18 protein-coding genes are annotated in these 22042 nt (G+C 44.5%); 13 read left to right on the forward strand and 5 right to left on the reverse strand.

The window, feature by feature from the left end; genetic code table 11:
• The first annotated feature begins 8 nt into the window (after positions 1-8).
• The 7 genes from CW749_RS22280 to CW749_RS22310 all read left to right on the forward strand — a co-directional run bounded on the left by CW749_RS22280 (position 9) and on the right by CW749_RS22310 (position 8145).
• Positions 9-1232 (forward strand): YcaO-like family protein, encoded by a 1224-nt coding sequence (locus CW749_RS22280; protein ID WP_101114594.1) that lies wholly within the window; start codon positions 9-11, stop codon positions 1230-1232.
• Positions 1229-2323, forward strand: a complete 1095-nt coding sequence (locus CW749_RS22285; protein ID WP_101114595.1) for a TfuA-like protein — start codon at positions 1229-1231, stop codon at positions 2321-2323. Before CW749_RS22280 ends, CW749_RS22285 begins: the two co-directional genes overlap by 4 nt.
• 132 nt (positions 2324-2455) lie before the next feature.
• Positions 2456-3127: a hemopexin repeat-containing protein gene (locus CW749_RS22290; RefSeq protein WP_101114596.1), complete on the forward strand. Its 672-nt coding sequence runs from the start codon at positions 2456-2458 to the stop codon at positions 3125-3127.
• 252 nt (positions 3128-3379) lie between these two features.
• A complete protein-coding gene (locus CW749_RS22295; protein WP_101114597.1) occupies positions 3380-4537 on the forward strand; it encodes a linear amide C-N hydrolase in 1158 nt (385 codons plus the stop codon).
• A gap of 536 nt (positions 4538-5073) precedes the next feature.
• Positions 5074-5982 (forward strand): glycosyltransferase, encoded by a 909-nt coding sequence (locus CW749_RS22300; protein WP_101114598.1) that lies wholly within the window; start codon positions 5074-5076, stop codon positions 5980-5982.
• 152 nt (positions 5983-6134) lie between these two features.
• Positions 6135-6842, forward strand: a complete 708-nt coding sequence (locus CW749_RS22305; protein WP_101114599.1) for an acyltransferase — start codon at positions 6135-6137, stop codon at positions 6840-6842.
• Positions 6805-8145, forward strand: a complete 1341-nt coding sequence (locus CW749_RS22310; protein WP_101114600.1) for an MATE family efflux transporter — start codon at positions 6805-6807, stop codon at positions 8143-8145. The genes CW749_RS22305 and CW749_RS22310 overlap by 38 nt, the downstream gene beginning before the upstream one ends.
• A gap of 192 nt (positions 8146-8337) precedes the next feature.
• On the opposite strand, the gene CW749_RS22315 is transcribed toward CW749_RS22310, so the two are convergent.
• Positions 8338-9189: an AraC family transcriptional regulator gene (locus CW749_RS22315; protein ID WP_101114601.1), complete on the reverse strand. Its 852-nt coding sequence runs from the start codon at positions 9187-9189 to the stop codon at positions 8338-8340.
• A 142-nt stretch (positions 9190-9331) separates the two neighbouring features.
• Here CW749_RS22315 and grxC point away from each other — a divergent pair, with 142 nt between their 5' ends.
• Entirely contained in the window at positions 9332-9610 is a 279-nt protein-coding gene (gene grxC, locus CW749_RS22320) for a glutaredoxin 3 (protein WP_022561263.1), read from the forward strand.
• A gap of 27 nt (positions 9611-9637) precedes the next feature.
• Positions 9638-10123 (forward strand): DUF417 family protein, encoded by a 486-nt coding sequence (locus tag CW749_RS22325; protein WP_101114602.1) that lies wholly within the window; start codon positions 9638-9640, stop codon positions 10121-10123.
• Between the two features lie 317 nt (positions 10124-10440).
• On the opposite strand, the gene CW749_RS22330 is transcribed toward CW749_RS22325, so the two are convergent.
• The 4 genes from CW749_RS22330 to typA all read right to left on the reverse strand — a co-directional run bounded on the left by CW749_RS22330 (position 10441) and on the right by typA (position 16691).
• A complete protein-coding gene (locus tag CW749_RS22330; RefSeq protein WP_101114603.1) occupies positions 10441-11652 on the reverse strand; it encodes a M20/M25/M40 family metallo-hydrolase in 1212 nt (403 codons plus the stop codon).
• Positions 11653-11982: 330 nt separating this feature from the next.
• Entirely contained in the window at positions 11983-13893 is a 1911-nt protein-coding gene (locus CW749_RS22335) for a M4 family metallopeptidase (protein WP_101114604.1), read from the reverse strand.
• A gap of 340 nt (positions 13894-14233) precedes the next feature.
• Positions 14234-14665 (reverse strand): hypothetical protein, encoded by a 432-nt coding sequence (locus CW749_RS22340; RefSeq protein ID WP_101114605.1) that lies wholly within the window; start codon positions 14663-14665, stop codon positions 14234-14236.
• Positions 14666-14861: 196 nt separating this feature from the next.
• Positions 14862-16691: a translational GTPase TypA gene (gene typA, locus CW749_RS22345; protein WP_101114606.1), complete on the reverse strand. Its 1830-nt coding sequence runs from the start codon at positions 16689-16691 to the stop codon at positions 14862-14864.
• A gap of 513 nt (positions 16692-17204) precedes the next feature.
• Here typA and glnA point away from each other — a divergent pair.
• From glnA to glnG, 4 genes are all read left to right on the forward strand, one after another.
• Positions 17205-18614, forward strand: a complete 1410-nt coding sequence (gene glnA / locus CW749_RS22350) for a glutamate--ammonia ligase (RefSeq protein WP_101114607.1) — start codon at positions 17205-17207, stop codon at positions 18612-18614.
• A gap of 191 nt (positions 18615-18805) precedes the next feature.
• Positions 18806-19372: a DUF4124 domain-containing protein gene (locus CW749_RS22355; protein WP_101114608.1), complete on the forward strand. Its 567-nt coding sequence runs from the start codon at positions 18806-18808 to the stop codon at positions 19370-19372.
• A 106-nt stretch (positions 19373-19478) separates the two neighbouring features.
• Positions 19479-20534, forward strand: coding sequence for a nitrogen regulation protein NR(II) (gene glnL, locus CW749_RS22360; RefSeq protein WP_101114609.1), 1056 nt, complete (start codon positions 19479-19481; stop codon positions 20532-20534).
• Between the two features lie 28 nt (positions 20535-20562).
• On the forward strand, positions 20563-21972 hold the full coding sequence (gene glnG / locus CW749_RS22365; protein WP_101114610.1) for a nitrogen regulation protein NR(I): 1410 nt from the start codon (positions 20563-20565) through the stop codon (positions 21970-21972).
• Positions 21973-22042 lie beyond the last annotated feature (70 nt).

Here is a 22042-nt window from a genome sequence, read left to right on the forward strand (position 1 = left end):
GCTGATTCATGAAAACATATCGGATTGGCACCCACCGTACCGTCAGTCCCGAGCAAACATTGGAGCGGATTCGTCCGCTCTTCTCTGCTATGGGCATTACCCGACTTGCCAATGTCACCGGGCTGGATGACATCGGTATTCCTGTTGTCACCGCTTGTCGACCCAATGCAAAAGCCGTCGCCGTATCTCAAGGCAAAGGCGTTTCACTAGCAGCCGCAAAAGCGTCTGCGGCGATGGAAGCGATAGAGACTTACCACGCTGAAAACATAAATCTTCCCGTTCATTTTACCAGCTATAACGAATTGGCTAAGAGCAATGAAGTGGTGGACATCCGCACTCTACCTAAAATGGACGTGAGTTCGTTTTGCTCAGATTCTAGGCGGGTTTGGATTCAAGGCAGACAGATTCAATCAAAACGCGGTCAATTTGTGCCCTACGATCTGGTGCATTGCGATTTTACTCTCCCATTACCGCAAGGGAGTGGCTGTTTTCAGCTCAGTACCAATGGGCTGGCATCTGGAAATACCATTGAAGAAGCCACCTGCCACGCACTTTGTGAAGTGATTGAGCGCGATGCACTCGCCTTATGGTCTCTGTTACCCAAAACGCATCAAGCAAAAAAGAAAGTCGATACCTCGACCATTAGTGACCCAACCATTCGAGCGCTTTTAGAGCAAATCGATCAAGCAGGTGTCATGATCGGTGTTTGGGACGTGACGTCCAACATTGGCACACCCACCTTCTTTTGTATGATCATCAACGAACATGAAAATCAGTATCGTCCCCTTTACGCCATATCAGGCTCAGGAACACACCCTGACAAACACGTCGCCATCATGCGAGCCATAACCGAAGCCATTCAATCTCGTTTAACCCTAATTTCAGGGTCACGCGATGACATCAGCTTGAACAAATACGAGTCTCGACAACAACTCGAAAAACAGCGCTATATTCGCGACGAAATAATGAGTGCGCCTTCATATATCAATTTTGACACCATTGATAGCTGGGACAACAATACGCTCGAAGAGGATTTGGTTTTACTCTGTGCTCAGTTGGAGCAGCAAGCCCTCCCTAATCCCATTGCTGTCGATCTCACCAAACCAGAATTTGAAATCCCAGTGGTTCGCGTTATTGCCCCCGGTCTTGAAGGGCTGCACGAGGTACCGGGGTATGTATTTGACCTGCGAGGGCAAAGCGTTATGCAAGAATTCAAAGGGCAAACACCATGAGCATCATTGTATTTGCGGGACCTTCCATCTCTATAGATGACATCAAACATCACCTTCCAGATGCCGATATTAGACCGCCAGCAAAACAAGGGGATATTTATATCGCCGTTCAGGAAGAAACTAAAATTATCGCTTTGATCGATGGTTTTTTTGAGCGTGTACCTGCGGTGTGGCACAAAGAAATTTTATATGCGATGTCTCGAGGTATTCACGTTTATGGCAGCTCAAGTATGGGAGCATTAAGGGCAGCAGAACTGGATTCTTTCGGCATGATAGGTGTCGGTGAAATCTATCAGCAGTTTACTTCCGGTCAGCTAGAAGACGACGATGAAGTCGCGCTCATCCACGCACCGGCTCATTTGGGGTATCAACCGATATCCAGAGCCATAGTCGACTTACGACAAGATTTACAACGCGCCCATAAGCACGATTTGCTCTCACAAGAGCACGCTCAAGCGATCGAAAAACAACTGAAATCGCTCTGGTACCCCCATCGAACACCAGAGGCACTTTACCAATTTGCCCAACCTCTACTCACTGAAAAACAGCTCGAAGCTCTCAAGCACTTTTTAGGAAATAACGTCATTTCGCAGAAACAGCAAGATGCGCTCAGTCTCGTTAAAAAGCTGGAAGCCATAGACACAACAACACTTCCAGCCAAGCAGGTTGAATACACATTTAATGAAAACGATGCATGGCAAACGCTGATCAATGATGTGGAAAATGAGCAACAAGCCAAAGCGGCAAATCTGTTTGATGTTCAAGCGCACCTAGAAAAGGAGGCAGAAACAGACAATAAACTAAGAGGGGCTGCACTAGCACAGGCCAAACAACTTGGGCTTAGTAGCCAACCATGGATTCAACCCGCATTTAAAAAAATAGCCACCGAATGGCAGTGTATTGATGAACAAGGAACCCCAAACTTTGAACAAGTCAGCAGCATTCTTCAGTCGCTAGGAACAACGGTAACTCAATTCAACCAATGGGTGGAAAGAGAGGCACTTTTGCTGGCGTATTGTGAATATAAAGGGTTCAGCGATGAAGTTTTGGTAGACCATAGTTTCAGGCAATTCAAGCCACTTCAAAACTGACGCTAATACTAGAGAGGTTGATACCCCCTAAGTCATGAGCCTGTGTAATACCGTGTAATCGCCATTCTCAACTCGGTGGGTAAACTGGTGCTCAACCAAGTCAGTCAAAGGCAATTAAACAAAGGACTTAATATGAACTTCGCAGATTTTTTTAACTCAGGTATCAATTCAATTAACACACTTCCAAATGGCAAGACCTATATTACAAAAGGTAAGTGGTATGTCAGATACTCAGATGACAAGGTAAGTAAAATAGATGAAGGTTACCCTAAAGAGCTTGTTGATAACTGGGGCTTTTCTGAACTAGCTGGTGCATTTGTTAAAGGGTTTGATTCAATGGCAACCTTACCGAATGGTAAAACTTACATTACAAAAGAAGAGCACTATCTGAGATATTCTGATGAAAACGCCGATAAGATTGATGAGGGCTTTCCTAGAGCCATCGCTGATTACTGGGGAAACATTGCACCTGAGTTAAAATTAGAAGGTTTTGATGCAATGGTCACTTTAAAGAACAGTAAAACTTACGTGTTTAAAGGCGATTGTTACTACAGATATTCGGATGAATATGCGACCAAAGTTGATGATGGCTACCCAAAAAAAATCGCTGGGAATTGGGGGGAGAATTTACCCGAGGAGTTTAAATCGGGTATAGATGCTATTGCTATATTACCAAATGGCAAAACTTATATGTTTAAGGGAAACCATTATATTCGCTACTCGGATGAATGGTGCTCTAAAGTAGACAAAGGTTATCCATTGCCAATTAAGGGATATTGGGGATTTGAAAAACTAGAAAAGTAGAAGACCTCAACATCATTAAGATCTCAATCATTGAAGCAAGCTAGGCATCTGGGTTTACAAGAAAAGAGGTGGGATCACTTTCCTGAAGTAGATAGCAAAGCTAAATAACTCAAAGAGTAGACCTCTTCCATGTCTGCTCTTTGAATTCTTGCTGCAGCCAACCTTTGTGTAACCCCGTGTAATAGCCATTTACTCTTACCTTTTCTAAAGTGAGTAGAGAACTTTTCACTTAGGTAAACACAGGAAACCATCATGTGCACACGGATCAGCCATATCACCGAAAATGGGGTATTTTCTGGCAGAACACTGGATTGGTATGAATCTCTAAAGCCTGACCTATGGGTGTTTCCTAGTGAACTGAAAAGAAACAACTCCTGCCCTAACCATTCATGGGGTTGGACATCTAAGTATCGTTCGGCTGTGACTTCTGCCTATGTTGATGAAATAGATTCTGTCCTTACGGGAACAGTAAGTGATGGAATAAATGAAAAAGGGTTAGTCGCTAATTTGCTTTGGTTTACCGACGCTCAATACCCAAAACTTGAAAACCAACCTATAAACAAAAAGCCAATTTGCGTGAGCATTTGGGCTCAGTTTATTTTGGATATTTGTGATTCGGTTGAAAGTGCTATTGAAGCGATGCAGCAAGTCTATGTTCAGGGCTGTGTGTTGCCTTCTTCCAACAAAGAAGCTCTATGCCACCTAGCTGTTGCAGACAAAAGCGGTAAAGTGGCCATTTTTGAGTATATAGACGGCAAACTGCATATCAGCTCCAATGCTGTACCTGATTGTGATATTCCTAATTATCACTATTACGATATTCGCGAAATTTGTGTGATGACAAATGAGCCCGATTTTTCAAAGCAAATTGAAATTAACAACTATTGGCGACTCACCAATGAATACAAATCTGTGCAAAAGTGGCCGATAAACCTACCGGGTACAAGCAACTCGATAGATCGGTTTGTTAGAGCCTCTTACTACACTCGCCATTTACAGCGAGACTGCGACAATGACACCGCACTTGCTGGGGTTGCTAGCGTAATGCACAACGTATCAAGACCTATTGGCCTTAATACAGACTCAACGTCAGATAAACCAAACGAGAGCAGGACTTGGTTCATCAATATGGCAAACCAAATCTCCAACACTTATTTTTATCAGTCGATTTATAGCCCTTATATGATTTGGCTAGATTTAAACGACATCGTATTTGCTGAAAGTGGAAAGGATGGATTGGCATTGAAACTGCCATTAGAGGATGCTGGAGTAGCAAAAGATAAAACCGGTTTCCTTCATGGCAACGTGACCCAACGTTTGAATGAAAGTGCACCTGAAAAAGTGTTCTCATTTTTCCCAAGTAAGGTGACTCAGAAAAATATTCCCAAAACCACTTATGAAGTTGTTTAGTGCTTCAATGTGACAAGGCTATTATTTCTCAAGCATCTTAATATGAAAAATATAACAGTAGAATATAGGTATGTTGAACTTTATTAATATTAAGAAAATTACACTTTTACTAAAAATAGCATCATACACAGCCTATAATCTGTTCAATAAATAACCTCTTCGTCTTTATTAAAGATAATATCTCATCAAAAAACAACACCAACAAATATAAATACACTTCGCAACCTCATCATTATTTAAATTAAATAGTAATCTATAAAATAAATATTGGGCATTTTTCAACCCGATATAATGATTTATATCATTAAAATAATATAAATTATTGATTATAAATTTCTTTTTCATGTAAAAAATCCATAATTACATTAATTTTTTGGAATAAAAATCACCTTATTCAAGTGCTTGTTTTTTAAACAAAAAAATAGCAATCAAGTTACTTTCAATGAAAAAATATTAAATATGAGACCTTGCACATATTTTATTGTAACGATATAAACACGTTATCAAACAGAACGTTAAATATTGAAGGGAATAAAATGAAAAAGATCAGTGTGGTTATCCCGACTTATAATCGAGAAGATTTATTGGCTTATACACTTGACTCATTAGTTTCACAAACACTCGATAAAGATCAATTTGAAGTCATCGTTGTGAATGATGGCGGCCAAGACAATACCGAGAGTGTTATTGAAAGATATAAATCAGAACTGGATTTACAATATTTTTGGCAACCAGATAAAGGTTTTCGCGCTGGTAAAGCACGTAATGTTGGCACTATGATTGCTGATGGAAAATACATTATTTATATCGATACGGGTGTATTGCTTTCAAGCATCACGCTAGAAGAACACTTAAAAGCCCATGAAAAAGCAGATACGCCGATCACCATAGTTGGCTACGTGTATGGCTTTGATGTAGGTACCGAAGAACTAGAAGCACTTAAACCCCATCTCAATAGCAAAGATGTAGATAAAACACTGATGCATCTAAAGAAAAACGGTGCTTACGATATTCGCCATGATCAATACAAGATTATGGGTGAAGACTTGAGTAAATGGCCTGCACCGTTCGATCTATTTTGGACCTGTCATGTGTCTGCAGAAAGAGATGAGTTACTCAAAGCGGGCTTGTTTGATGAGTCATTCAACACTTGGGGCGGAGAAGATGTCGACTTAGGTATCCGCTTATTCCTCAATAAAAATAAATATGTGATGAATAAGGCAATCTGCTCATTGCATTGGCCACACCCTAAAGAAGTCGCAGACAGCGATGAACATTCAAACAGCGCAGCACAACGTATTCACGAGAAATACAACATCTGGCAGACCAGCTTTTATAACATTGATCACCGCGAAGGTGGTGTCCCACTTAATCGCATCATTAAGTTGCATCGTCCTCAAGAAAACCCAGCCTTCAAGGCATTCCAATTTATGGACATTGGTTAATTTCAACGACCACCAAATTAAATTCAAGTTCTAGGTGCTTGCTCACGTGATGAACAAACAAGCAGTGGCACCTAATGCAAGATTCTATTTCGACATTCGTTAACGATTTTCCAATTCGCTAGGGTCTGTTGTTGCTATCAAAGAGAAGATACATGACCACCTTTTATGAAAACCTTTACCCTATGGATCAAGATTCCGCGACACCACAGGTTCTACCCCAATATCAGCCGCACCTCACCATAGGAAAAACGAGCTCACTGATCGGCCAACCACACGTAGGGTTCACCTTTGTTCGTGATGAAAGTTATGGCGCATTGCCTCAAGAAACTGGGTTGATCAACAGTGATGATTTTATTGGTCGTATCTCGATTGGCGAGCACAACCTTATCTACTCGCAAAATGATATTGCCTTTGAAAATACCCCTGTCCGCTTAACATTGGTCAAAGCCAACCACCGTCCGGCAGGAAAAATTGAGATTGGCAACCATGTGATCATGCAGGGAACCAATATCGTCAGTTACGAAAAAGTGACGATTGAGGATCATGTCAGCTTTGGCCCGCGCGTCACCATAATGGATTGCAGTGGTCACCCAGTGACAGGCAGAGGTGAAGCGGATGAAGTAGAACGCACTCGCACAGCCCCGGTAATCATTCGCTCTGGCGCTTGGATTGGCGTAGGTGCCACCATTTTGAAGGGCGTGACCATTGGTCGCAATGCTGTCATTGGTGCCAACAGTGTGGTGTACAAAGACATTCCGGATAACGCCATTGCTATCGGCAACCCTGCAGTAGTCGTGAAATACCTTGAACGAGGAAGCAACAATGAAGACGCAAAAGCACTGGCTGCTTGCACTGCTTAGCCTTGCGCTGCCTATCTCATTTCAAACCGCGCTTTTTTCCAGCAAAAGCATGATTGATACCGTCATGCTCGGCAATCTCAACCCGCTGGATATGGCAGCAATGGGACTGGCAACCAAAGCACACATGGTGTTGAGCTTTTGCATTATTGGTGTCGCGATTGGCGGTGGGCAAGTTGCGGCGCAATGTTACGGCGACAAGGTCAACGACAAGTTTGTTCGCGTTTGCTTAATTATGCTCGTGCTAGCCGTGATCATTGCACTCGGTTGTGCTGGATTCGTTTTAATGGGCAGTGATGCGGTGATGGCCTTTGGTACCAGTGATGGCACCATCATTGAGCAAGGTAGCTTGTATCTGCAAATCATCGCACCGACCTTTGTGCTATTCGCCATTACACTCTCTTTGGCAACGGTGCTGCGCACTATGTTTAAACCGATGACTGCGACAGTGGTCAGCTTGGTTGGTGTCGCACTTAACATTGCCCTCAACATCAGCTTCATTCCTAAATGGGGCATTGCTGGTGTCGCGATTGGTTCTTTGATCGCAGCGTGTGTAGAAACCTTACTCCTGATTGGATTTGTAATGTTCAAGCGCTGGTTCTCGCTCACACAAATCAAGCAGGTTTGGGCTTCCACCCACCTAAGCGACGCGGTCGTGGTTATTCAGCTTTCTGCTGTTGCTGCTCTTAACAGTGTTATCTGGTCGCTGGGTTTGTATGTTTTCCATTCACTGATCGGGAGACAAAGTAATGACTTGCTCATCACTTTAGGCGCGTTAGCACCGATAGAATCCATTGCAGCAGCTCTCCTGATTGGCTTTGCAAGTGCCGCCTCCGTTGTTATTGGTAATCACTCAGGGCAAAAAGCGACCGATGAGATTCAATACTTACTTCCGCGTTATCTGGGGCTGAGTTTAATCTCTGGTTTGATCCTCTCTTTGCTGCTTTACGCGTGTCAGCCGCTGGTGCTTGATTTTATCGCGAGTGACAATTCAACTTTGCATGATACCGCTCAGTTTGCTTATCAAATATTGATGGCAGCAATGGCACTAAAAGGCTTGTCGCTCATGTTTATGATCGGCATTTTACGTGCAGGTGGAGACGCGAAATACTGCCTAGGCGTGGATGTATTCTGCCAGTGGATCGTTTTACTGCCTCTTACCTATTACTTCATCACGACGGGTATTGAACCAAAGCAAATCCTTTTGTTGATGATCGTTGAAGAGGTCATAAAAATTGGCTTGTGCATTCAGCGTTTGATGTCAGGTCGCTGGGTTAAGGTGCATGCAGACAAAGTACGAGCGTAACGATGATCAGTAGATACCCCAAGTGCATGCATGGGTAAACCCTGTTTATTCTGTATCCACAGAATAAACAGGGTCCACCGGATTTTCACATACTGGTAGGGCCATTCAATTGATCTGCCGATTAACATTTTAACTGAATCGGCATTAGAGCTTTGGCTCTTTTTTGTTATCTGTATATCAAGCAATACCGAGTTATTGTTGCGCTCTAAAGCGCTTAGGGGTTGTGCCGGTGTGCTTTTTAAAGGTGAGTGTAAAAGCGCGCTCCGATTCATAGCCAACTTGCTCAGCCACGTCATCAATCGACAACAACGATTCACGCAATAGCTCCTGCGCCCTTCCCATCCTGAGATTGGTTAAGTATTCAAACATCGGTTGTCCAACCAATGCGGAAAAGCGGCTAGCAAACGCAGCACGCGACATGCCAATCTCGCCTGCAACCAACTCCAACGTCCAGCTCTTGTCCGGATGGTCATGCAACAGTTGCAGAGCACGAGATATACGTTTGTCGTGCAGCGCTTCTAAAAACGGGCTTTTTTGCTCTCGCCCAAAGTTAATTCGAATCAGTTCGACCAAGATAATTTCGGTCAGCTTATTGACGATCAGCTCCGAGCCTGGTCCTTGAGATAGGTATTCTGAACTCAACTGGTCAAAAGTGCTTCGCAACCAAGGATATTGCGCTAAGTCTTTATCACGCACTATCGTCACCCGAGGAAAGATCTCCAATAACGGCGTCGTCACTGTTCGCGTATAGCTAAAAGAACCACAAAGTAACAGCGTTGGTTCTTCTAGGTCTGGCTGGCCTCTATCCGGAGATTGACTCGACAATACGTGGTCTTGCCCTGGACCTAAGAAGATCAAATCTCCCGCTTCCAATCGTTCCACTTGATCATCAATAATCGCCCAGCAACCACCGCGTCGAATCAAATGAAAACTGGCGTGCTCTAGGTCGTTAAAGGTTTTACTCCACGGCGCTTCCACCTGACTGCAAAAGTAGACGCTGCCGACGACACGAATCGCGCGCAGCATGTCGCTCATCACTTCCATATTTAGCCTCTCCCTTAACTAACCTGAACTCGGAATAAGAGGTTAGCTAGACGATCTGTGTATTAAATCAAGATTATCATGCATAGATAGTATTTACCGCAACAGTTAAATTAACCCTACAGACCACAAGCGGAGAACCACCATGGCAAAAATCGAAATTTATACCAAACACTACTGCCCTCATTGCAAAGCCGCAAAGCACACTTTAAAGCGTTTAGGTTTAACGTATCGAGAAATTGAAGTCAGTGATAACCCAACGCGACTAAACGAGATGAAGAACCGTAGCCAACGACGAACTGTTCCACAGATTTTTGTCGGTGATCACCATGTTGGCGGAAACGATGATTTAGTCGCCAGCATCAGAAGTGGCAATTTTGAACAGATATTAGAGCGCCAAGGCATCACACATAACGCCAAATAGCTCAAAGAAATGATAAGGAACAAGACCATGACAACTTTCAATAACACCGTCAATCATCGAGTAGCAGGTACACAGTCACTGACCAACATTTCTGACCAAGCAGTACGTTTTTCTATTATCATCGTCCTGGCATGGATTGGGGCAATGAAGTTTACCAGCTACGAAGCAAATGCAATCCAAGGTCTTGTGGCATCAAGCCCACTGACCAGTTGGTTATACAGTATCTTCAGCTTACAAGGTGCTTCTAACCTCATCGGTTTGGTTGAAGTGGCAACCGCGATTGCTTTGTTACTCGCGCCAGTGCATCGCGTGTTTGCACTCGTCGGCGCTGCTAGTGCAACGGTTATCTTTGCCGTTACAACAAGCTTTCTGTTTACCGCGCCAATCGCGGAAGCAAGCTTAGGTGGCTTCCCAGCAATCTCTGTCGTACCGGGTCAATTCCTCTTGAAAGACATTGTATTGCTTGCGGCGGCGCTATCCTTACTGGCAAAAGTTCTACGACAAGAAGATTAATCACGGTCGTTAAACCAATGTAAGCAACCCAACATTAAAGAGAGATCCTGCTCTAATGCCGTTCACTTAGTTGAGCGGCACTATTTTTCTAGGAGAATTGTTTATCTAGGAAATCAGCGAGTGTCTCAACTTGGTTTGTAAAGATTAACGATGTCGAGAGCTTGGAAACGTGTATAAAAAAATCCGATAAACAAGGTTCATCGGATTTTTTACATACTGGTAGGATCATTCAATTGACCTGCCGATTAACGTTTTAACTGACCGGCATTAGCCACTCGGCTGCCCTTGATTTAAGTGTTACTTACTCTAGGTAGAACTTAGTCCAAACGGATATGGCTGTTTAGTAGGTCATCACGCGTGATGCCTTTGCCATCGTTTAGGCTGTTGAAGTGACGAAGCAATTCAGTCAAACCATGAATAGACGCTAATAGGTCACCTGTATGTGCTGATTCAGATGCTGTATGCATGTTACGGATAGGGTAACCTACCGTGATTGCTGCACTATCAACACCCGCCAATACTGCCGCCATGCCGTCAGTACCCATATCACGACCACTGAAGTCTAGCTGGTATGGGATGTCGTTGTCTTTACATACTTTCTCTAGTGATTGCACTAGGAACTCAGATACAACAGAACCACGACCAATGGTAAAGCCATTACCCATTTTCAGCGGGTTCATCTTTCTTGCGCCAATACCTGGTGCAGCTTCGTAATCGTGGTTTACGTCTGTCGCGATAAGCACGTCTGGTCTTAGTTCACCAACTACAGCAGTTGAACCGAAACGACCAATTTCTTCGTGCGTTGCAATTGTGTAAAGAACGCGAACATTGTCCAAACCTTCTTTCGCCAATAGACGTGCGATTTCAGTTACAGAGAAACAACCCAAACCGTTATCTAGGTATGCACCGTAGAACGTGTCTGAAGACACGCCGCGCTTGATGCGGCGATCAAGCAGGATTGGGTCACCTGGGCGTAGGCCTAGTGCTTCAACTTGTGCTTTACGATCTTCACCGTGCGTGTGAAGTTCTAGGTAGATAGATTCTGGCTTGATGCCTTGATCGCCTGAACGTTGACCCGGCGTTGAGAAGTGGATAGCGCCCAAAGCTTCTACCGTACAGCCTTCGATTGTCTTGAACTCGCCTGCTTTTTCAGGGTTCTGACAGAAGACTTTCACTTCGTGACCAATCAGCGTGGTTGGTAAGAAAGAATCAGTGTTGATCCAAACTTTGCCATCGCTATCGATTTTACGTACTTGCATACGAATTTTGTCCGCGTGACCAACGATCATTACGCTGACCAAATCATCACGTCCAGGGTGTGAATCGAAGACTAATCCTGCATTGCCTTTGAATTGGTGAATACCCCAGTCTTTCGGCATGAAAGATTCAAATTCAGGCTTGATTACGCCGTAGCTCATCGCTGCTTCAAATCCAATTGGAGATGGAGCGTCTAAGATATCAGCCATAAATTCAAACTGGGTAGCTGGCATAGGTGCTTGCCATGCGTTGGTATTTTTATCGGAACTCATTGAAAACTCGTCGAAATGAAATAAGTGAAAACCGGATTTACTTGGCTTCCTGCCAAGCAGACTCAACTGAGAGTCGATTCGAACAGGTCGAAATTAACTCTTCAAGTTAAGAACTTTCCACTATCTTATCAAGTGTCGTTACGAATAATTACGATTCAACCAACAATATTTTGAATATATTGATTCAATTTGTTTCAAAGATGTAGCAAAAGTCTCTATCAGGATTCGGTATCTAATCTCAATGATGGATTTGTATTACTTTTAAACAGAAACCTAAAATAGCTAAAGGGAGCGTTGAAGCTCCCTTGTTAACGCTTTGGTCCTCTTATTCTATTGGCAAGCTCCTAAGTCTCGCCAAACTCCCCATGTACCAGTTTGAGTAGGATCTTCACCTTGAGTCCACCATTTGGCTTCGTAGTTTTTACCTGCTTGGGAAACTTTGTCGCCCTTCAGGTAAATGGTGCCAGCATCCCACAACGGTGTCGTACAATTCCCGTTATCAACAATGGTTATGGACTGGCTCGATGAATTGGTTTGCCCAGTGGTATCAGTGACCGTTAGGGTGACCGTATAGCTACCCGCAGCATTGTAAGTATGCGCGGTATTAGGTTGAGTGGACATCGCCCCATCACCGAACGACCACTGGTGACCAACGATTCCTTTGTCATCGGATGAACGATCCGTGACCGTAACTTGCTTACCCGACACTGAAGCGTCAAAAGCCGCTAAAGGAGGACGATCTGTAGGAATATCCTTACATCCTTGCCCTGTCAGTGCGCCAGCATTCACCCCCACTTTGTTAAAGGCGTAAACGATGTCATCGACACAGTACCCTAAATCTACTGCCGCTTTCACAACACCCACGGCGCCTTGGTCGTAAGTCGAGCGAGGTGTCCAATACATCTGGTTAGCTAACACAAATACGTCGAAGGCTTTTCGAATATCCCAACCTTGGGTATTAGCCAAAAGATAAAATGAACGGTTGTATACACCAGAGCTGTAGTGCACATTCAGCCCTTGGCGGTAATCCTTAGCATGATCAATGGATTTACCATCACGTGATGGCGTATCCATGTAGCGCATGGAACCTGATCCTTTGAATATCTGGTCGCCGATTTTCCAGTTAAAGCTACTGGTATGGTAATAAACTGCGGCAGCAGCAGAAATGTCAGAAAACGCTTCGTTCATCCCACCTGACTGGTTTTTATATTCAAGATTGGAGTTTTGCTGAGTGAAACCATGGCTGACTTCGTGGGCGACTACATCCAAGCTGACCAATGGATAAAAGCGCGTCGCACCATCACCAAAGGTCATCTGGCGGCCATCCCAAAATGCGTTTTCGTAACTGTTACCGTAATGAACGCGCAACCTAAGCTTTTGGGTTAGCGGCGCTGTTTGATACCAGTCTTTATACATTTTGAACACCACTTGCCCAAAAGCATGGGCATCGTTCAATGGTGAATAGGCGCCATTCACTTCACGACTGGTGTTCTCATAGCAGTTAAAGGAGTGGATTGAACCACCCGCTTGCTGATGCTTCATATCCAGCGTTTCAACATTGGCAGAATCCAGGCTGCAAGTGCCATTTACCTCTTTCACATCAAACGCAGGGTAATCGGTACCAAAATGATAGCGACCTGTTTTAGCGTTTCCCCCAGGCCCAGTTCCTTGTGCAAAAGCGATCGCATCCCACGTATCTAAAATAGCGCCACTTTTAGCATCAATAAATGCATAAGGACGAGAAGGATCTTTAGCATAGACGACATAAGAGACCTGCCACGCCAAATGTGCCGTGTCTTTTTCGTCCAGCCATATCACTAAGTTCCTCTCTGGCTGCGAGACTTTTATCAGGTCGTGATTCCAATGCTGAGCCAATATGGACACACTTTCATTTTCTGATATTGATGGCATCACATCGGCAAGGTCTTGTTCAATTCCCGTGATCAAATCGCCTGAAAAGCTCTCTGCCGACCGAAGTGCACTCGCGGTAGAAACTAAGCTTTCACCATAAACAGGGATCCCTTTGTACATTTGCTGTAGCTTAGTTTTTGAGATGTCATTATTGAGTTTTACTGAAGCCGTTGTTTCAAACTGATGTTGCTCGACCAGTTCTGAAATAGAAATTAGTTGGCTTCTTTCCGCACCTTCATCCAAGTTGACTCGATTGGCTGCAATAGCCTGGGACGTTAACGCACTTGTGACTGAAAGGGCTAAAAATAGCCCAGTGGTGTTGAGTTTCATTCTACACTCCATTGATTTTTAATGTTAAAGGCACGTTACTGATTAAACTTCCATGCCCAACGCATCTGCCTACTACCCAAAGGCTATTAACACTTAGAAGGAGAATTTTGATTCAACAAATTTGACTGAGAGCTTTTTAGGAAATATGTGTCGATGATGTGAGGAATGTGAAAATGACAAAGTCATCATTGATTATTGATTATGAAGCGCATCCAATTTAGGACAAATTCTAAGCAAAGATATTGACTGAATAGTTACTCAAAAATTCCGATATTTGAAAGGGTTAACAATCTGAAGCTGTTGGGAGCCCCTAATGATAAAAACGATTAGGGACATCAAATTAACGATGAGATTCGATGGTATAGACGAGAGAGTTTTGCCGACCTACAGACTCATTTTGTCCAACTCTTTGGGTAAAGATAGCCAAACCGCGTTTGTTTGTTAGGCATTTGAATAGCACTGTATGAGTGGGTTTATTTTCTGGCAAAGATTCATCACCAAGATACAAACCAATACCGTTATCTTTATCTAATACTTTGTATCGATACTTCCCTTTGAAAGGACCTATTTCTCGATTGAGGAACTCCGTAAGGTACTCTTCAGCAGAATACGAAACTTTAGCAATTGCGCCTGCATTCGGGTTTTGTTGGCTATAGATGGGGTCAACCACATTCACAAATGTCATGCCAGCAAGAGATTCCGGAACTCGGCAATCGGCGAACGCCGCAGAGGATAGCAACATAGACGATAACAGTAGCGAAGTTCTGATCATAACGTTTTCCTTTATATTGAATTGGAAAAGTACATTATGGCGATCGTCGCATATTATCAATTTTATAAATCTAATATTAAACCAAAGTCCAACAACTTAGAGCAACTTGAAATCGCAAGAGAGGGTTTGGATCCAATATAACAAAAAGCCCCGCCAGCAAAACTGACAGGGCTTCATTATTTTTCAGCGTTATGAATTACTTTGCTGGACGCGCAGCACGCTTACGTTCGTTCTCAGTAAGTAGCTTCTTACGGATACGAATGCTTTCTGGCGTGACTTCGACTAGTTCATCTTCATCAATAAACTCAAGTGCTTGCTCAAGCGTGTACTTGATTGGTGGAGACAGAACCTGCGCTTCATCTGTACCAGATGCACGAACGTTAGTTAGCTGCTTACCTTTCAAACAGTTTACTGTTAGGTCGTTCGAACGGTTATGAATACCGATGATTTGACCTTCGTAAACTTCGTCTGCGTGCTCTGCAAATAGGCGACCACGATCTTGTAGGTTGAACAGTGCGTAAGTCAGTGCCTTACCTGTTGCGTTCGAAACCAATACGCCATTGTTACGCTGACCAATTACGCCACCTTTGTGTGGACCGTAGTGATCGAAGGTATGGTAAAGAAGACCAGAACCAGACGTTAACGTTAGGAATTCCGTTTGGAAACCAATCAAACCACGAGAAGGCATCATAAAGTCCATACGTACACGGCCTTTACCATCTGGAGACATGTCTGTTAGCTCACCTTTACGTAAGCCGATGTTCTCCATAATGCCACCTTGGTGCTCTTCTAGCACATCGATGGTTACCGTTTCGTACGGTTCCATCAGCTGACCATCTTCTTCTTTGATGATAACTTCAGGGCGCGATACCGCTAGCTCGAAGCCTTCACGACGCATGTTTTCGATTAGGATAGATAGGTGAAGCTCACCACGACCAGATACACGGAAGCGATCTGGGTTATCCGTTTCTTCAACACGTAGTGCTACGTTGTGAACCAATTCTTTCTCAAGACGCTCGAGAATATTACGAGACGTCACAAACTTACCTTCTTTACCCGCGAACGGAGAAGTGTTTACCTGGAACGTCATCGTTACAGTTGGCTCATCAACAGAAAGCGGCTTCATTGCTTCAACGTTGTTTTGATCACAGATGGTGTCTGAGATTTTCAGTTCACCAAGACCTGTAATTGCAATGATGTCACCAGCGTTTGCTTGTTCAACTTCATGGCGCTCAAGACCTAGGTAACCCAGTACAGTACCCACTTTACCGTTACGCTGCTTGCCATCGGAACTCACGATAGTGACTTGTTGGTTTGGCTTAACAGAACCACGAGTTACACGAGCAACACCAATAACACCTACGTATGAGCTGTAATCAAGTTGAGAGATTTGCATTTGAAGTGAACCGTCGATATCAACGTTAGGCGCTTCAACAGTATCTACAACTGCTTGGAACAATGGTTCCATGTTCTCGCCTTCTTCGCCTTCTTCTAGCGTAGCCCAGCCGTTAAGTGCTGACGCGTAAACCACTTGGAAGTCCAGCTGTTCGTCGGTTGCACCTAGGTTGTCGAATAGGTCGAATACTTGATCCATAACCCAATCAGGACGAGCACCAGGGCGGTCAATTTTGTTGATAACAACAATCGGCTTAAGTCCGTGTGCAAACGCTTTTTGCGTTACGAAACGCGTTTGAGGCATTGGGCCATCAACCGCATCAACGATAAGCAGAACAGAATCAACCATCGACATAATACGCTCAACTTCACCACCGAAATCGGCGTGTCCTGGGGTATCTACGATGTTGATGCGGTAATCATTCCAGTTAATTGCTGTGTTTTTAGCAAGAATGGTAATGCCACGCTCTTTCTCAATGTCGTTCGAGTCCATGACTCGCTCTTCCGCTTCGCCGCGAGACTCAAGGGTGCCTGATTGTTGTAGCAATTTATCAACCAGAGTCGTTTTACCGTGGTCAACGTGCGCGATGATCGCGATATTTCTCAATTTATCAATCTGTGGGGTAGCCATGGATCTAGATTCACTTATAAAAGAAGCCGCCTCCCCCATCACATTTGTGTCATGACGAATAGCCGCTTACTTGATTTAAAAAACGGTCAATAATGTACCAGATTTTAGGAAAAAGCCTAGGAATATGTGATCTCAAGCGGCGAAAAGTGGCGCTATTTGTAACATTTGAGTTAATTAAACCATTTTGATACCCGAAAACTTGATTTTCGAGGCGTAAAAAGTCGATTGACAAACATGCCAATTGATCGCTGAATAGGTCTGACTCTATCGTGTAAGCAAGCTCATTCCGCTCGCACCACATTGGTGCAAATGCAGATCATTATGGTGCAAGATGAAGCACCAAAATCGCGAATGAACTTATAACTGCATGATATTTAAAGGATCTATTTTTTGGCACACTTTTAGCTTTCACAGAACTGTCATCGATTAATGCTATTAAATGTTCATATTAATCAATGCCGGTTTAACTAAACTTGTGCACCAACGCTTTAATAACACTGGAGGTTATCCAAGATGTCAGTAGAAAACGTTCTATCGTTAATCCAAGAAAACGAAGTTAAGTTTGTTGACCTACGCTTTACCGACACTAAAGGTAAAGAACAGCACATTTCTATCCCTGCTCACCAAATCGATGCAGACTTCTTCGAAGAAGGTAAAATGTTCGATGGTTCTTCTGTTGCTGGCTGGAAAGGCATCAACGAGTCAGACATGGTGATGATGCCGGATGCATCAAGCGCAGTTCTTGACCCATTTACTGAAGATGCAACGCTAAACGTACGTTGTGACATTCTAGAGCCTGCTACTATGCAAGGCTACGACCGTGACCCTCGCTCTATCGCTAAGCGCGCTGAAGAATACATGCGCTCATCTGGTGTAGCGGACACTGTTCTTGTTGGTCCTGAGCCAGAATTCTTCCTATTTGACGACGTGAAATTCAACACTGACATGTCTGGTTCTTTCTTTAAGATTGACGACATCGAAGCAGCTTGGAACACAGGCGCTGAAATTGAAGGCGGTAACAAAGGTCACCGTCCAGGCGTTAAAGGTGGTTACTTCCCAGTAGCACCAGTTGATTCATCTCAAGATATTCGTTCTGCTATGTGTTTGATCATGGAAGAAATGGGTCTAGTAGTTGAAGCACACCACCATGAAGTTGCGACTGCTGGTCAAAACGAAATCGCTACACGTTTCAACACGTTGACTGAAAAAGCGGATGAAATCCAAATTTACAAATACGTGGTACACAACGTTGCACACGCATTTGGTAAGACAGCGACATTCATGCCTAAGCCACTCGTTGGTGACAACGGTAGCGGCATGCACGTACACCAATCTCTAGCGAAAGACGGTGTTAACCTATTCGCTGGCGACAAGTACGGCGGTCTATCTGAAATGGCGCTTCACTACATTGGCGGTATCATCAAGCACGCTCGCGCAATCAACGCATTCGCGAACGCTTCTACGAACTCATACAAGCGTCTTGTACCTGGCTTCGAAGCACCTGTAATGCTTGCATACTCTGCACGTAACCGTTCTGCTTCTATCCGTATCCCTGTGGTACCAAGCCCGAAAGCACGTCGTATCGAAGTACGTTTCCCAGATCCAACAGGAAACCCATACCTAGCGTTTGCTTGTATGCTTATGGCTGGTCTTGACGGTATTAAGAACAAGATCCACCCTGGTGAAGCAATGGATAAAGACCTTTACGACCTTCCAGCTGAAGAAGCAGCAGAGATCCCAACAGTTGCGGAATCTCTACAAGAAGCGCTTGCAGCACTAGACGAAGATCGTGAGTTCCTAACTGCAGGTGGCGTATTCTCTGATGACTTCATCGATTCTTACATCACATTGAAGTCTAAAGAAGTTGAGCAAATCAACATGACTACTCACCCACTAGAGTTTGAACTTTACTACTCAGTGTAAAATTGATGTAACTATTTACATAATTATTAGGCTCGCCTCGCAGGCGGGCCTTTTTTATATTTCACTTTAATTAACAAGCCCTTAGCATTAGGTTAAAACTCCAGCATTTTAGCGTGACGCCCAACCTTACTTAAAAACATAATCAGAGGCGCAGCTTATAACTTTTAACGTACTCTACACTGGTGCTTACAATGAAACTGATCACCCTACTTCCTGTGCTTAGTTTGATGATTGCTCCTGCCGCCATTGCCCAAACTGTCTACTCATGGGTCGATGACGACGGCATCCTTCACATCAGCGACACGCCCCCCGATGGTCCTGCCAATAAAAAAGAATCGTTTGTTTTACCAAATGCCAAAACAAGTGCTCCCGATCCTGTTTTTACACCAGCAAAACCCCTGAAAAATAAACAGACCGCTAAAACCAAGGCAGAACAAAAGAAAAAGCCAAAGAAGGCGGCTCCACTGTCTCTTTCCATTAGCAATCTAGAGCAAAATCAAACCATCCGAAGCAATCGCGGCATCATCAATGTTCAAGTGGATCAAAACCGAAAACTGGGCATTGGTGAGCGACTCCAATTGATGCTGGATGGGAAGCCTTACGGCGCTCCACAAAACAAGCCACTGTGGCAGCTTATCAATGTCGATAGAGGCACTCATGTACTTGCTGTACAAGCAGTTAGAGACGGCAAGCTTATTGCATCTACCTCTCCAGTAACGGTGCATTTGCATCGAGCGAGGGTGAAATCCACGGGATAATAAGGATTAACGAGCCAATTTCGGTTTATTAACTTTTTCTTTTAAGGTTCATGCTCCATACTAAACAGGCGACGCACCATTTTGGTGCAAACTATAAGGTAAGGACATGACCACCCTCGATCTGCGCTCTACCGCCATTCTCGACAACATCGTCACAGCCACCATGCTGCTAGATGAGCAGCTCGCCGTGCACTACGCTAACCCTGCTGCAGAGCTGCTTTTCTCACAAAGTGCAAAACGCCTTCAAACCTGCAAGCTCGCAGAATTGATCCAACACGCTTCGATGGATTTAAGCATGCTGACCCAACCATTACAGACAGGTCAAAGCATCACAGACAGCGACGTCACCTTTGTGATTGATGGAAAGCCGACAATGGTCGAAGTCACGGTCAGCCCTTTCACCTGGGAAAAACAACTGCTCCTATTAGTTGAGCTTAGGAAAATTGGTCAGCAACGTCGATTAAGCCAAGAGTTGAATCAACACGCTCAGCAACAAGCAGCAAAAGTTCTGGTTCGAGGGTTAGCCCATGAAATCAAAAACCCTTTAGGGGGGCTTCGCGGGGCGGCGCAGCTTTTATCCAAAATGTTGCCGGATCCAAGCCTTGGGGAATATACGCAAATCATTATCGAACAGGCCGATAGGCTCCGCGCGCTGGTCGACCGTTTACTTGGCCCACAAAAGCCAGGTGAAAAACGCGAAGCGAATCTTCACCTCGCGCTAGAAAAAGTCCGTCAGTTGGTTGAATTAGACTCAACAAAATCGCTCTCTATCAAGCGTGATTACGATCCGAGTTTACCGCCACTCATGATGGATTCTGACCAAATTGAGCAGGCATTGCTGAATATTGTCAGTAACGCTGCACAAATTCTAGGCGACCAACAACACGGGGAAATTGTGCTTCGCACCAGAACGGTGCATCAAGCCAACATTCATGGGCAGCGCTACAAACTGGCTGCCAAGTTAGACATTATCGATAACGGTCCAGGCATTCCTGGGGAGCTTCAAGACACGCTATTTTACCCCATGGTGAGTGGGCGTGAGGGTGGCACAGGGCTCGGACTATCGATCTCACAAAACTTAATCGACCAGCATCAGGGAAAAATCGATGTCGAGAGCTGGCCCGGAAAAACCACATTTACCATAATTTTACCAATCAAATGATCAGGTATTGCTGTTAGGAGAGAGCGCAATGAGTAAAGGCTTTGTATGGGTCGTTGATGACGACAGTTCTATCCGCTGGGTTATGGAAAAAACCTTATCTTCGGCACAAATTCAGTGCGAGACGTTTGCCGATGCCGAAAGCGTGCTTATGGCGTTAGAACGGCAAGTACCTGACGTACTGGTGTCAGACATACGTATGCCCGGCATCGATGGTTTAGACCTGCTTAAAGAAGTTCATCAGCAGTACCCAGACTTACCTGTCATTATCATGACGGCGCACTCGGACCTCGATGCAGCCGTAAACGCCTATCAAAAAGGCGCATTTGAATACCTGCCTAAGCCTTTCGATATCGATGAGACCCTAACACTCGTCGAGCGCGCCATCGCGCATAGCCACGAACAAAAAAGGCATCAAGAAAGCACTGATCCCCTTATCAGCGATGCCCCAGAGATCATCGGTGAAGCCCCTGCCATGCAGGAAGTATTTCGTGCTATTGGGCGTTTATCTCGTTCTTCCATTTCGGTTTTAATAAACGGCGAATCTGGTACTGGTAAAGAACTGGTCGCTCATGCTTTACACCGCCATAGCCCTAGAGCAAAGAGCCCTTTCATTGCTTTGAACATGGCTGCGATCCCTAAAGATTTGATCGAGTCTGAGTTATTTGGTCATGAAAAAGGCGCATTTACGGGGGCAAACACCGTTCGCCAAGGGCGCTTTGAACAAGCCAATGGCGGTACTCTGTTCCTAGATGAAATTGGCGACATGCCACTGGATATCCAGACTCGTTTACTGCGAGTTTTGGCAGACGGGCAATTTTACCGTGTTGGTGGTCACTCTCCCATCAATGTGGACGTTCGCATCATTGCAGCCACCCACCAAAACCTAGAAAAGCTGGTTCATGATGGCGACTTTCGTGAAGATCTCTTCCATCGCCTGAATGTTATCCGCGTACACATCCCTGCTCTACGTGAACGTAAGCAAGACATTGAAAAACTCACACAACACTTTTTGAACCTCGCCGCCGAAGAGCTGGGCGTGGAAATGAAAACCTTGCATCCAGACACGGTTCTTAACCTCAACCAGCTGCCTTGGCCTGGTAACGTTCGTCAATTAGAAAACATTTGCCGATGGCTAACCGTAATGGCCAGCGGGAATGAAGTTTTGCCCTCTGACTTACCGCGAGAACTGTTCGAAGAGACAAAATCCGTGCCCAATTCTCATGAAAATGGCGGTTGGCAGTCTCAACTAGAAGAATGGGCGAAAGAAGCTCTGACTTCTGGCGAAACTGAGCTCCTTTCTTATGCACTCCCTGAATTTGAACGTATACTTTTAAAAACAGCGCTAAATCATACTAACGGTCATAAGCAGGATGCCGCTAAAGTTCTAGGATGGGGACGGAATACGCTCACCAGAAAGCTAAAAGAGTTAAACATTTAGTCGAATTGTTCAAAAAAGACTCGCGAGCTTGATGTCTAGCCTTTACAATAGCGCCTCTTATCTTGATTAC

This window comes from Vibrio sp. vnigr-6D03 (assembly GCF_002835515.1).
GTDB classification, from domain to species: Bacteria; Pseudomonadota; Gammaproteobacteria; order Enterobacterales; family Vibrionaceae; genus Vibrio; species Vibrio penaeicida.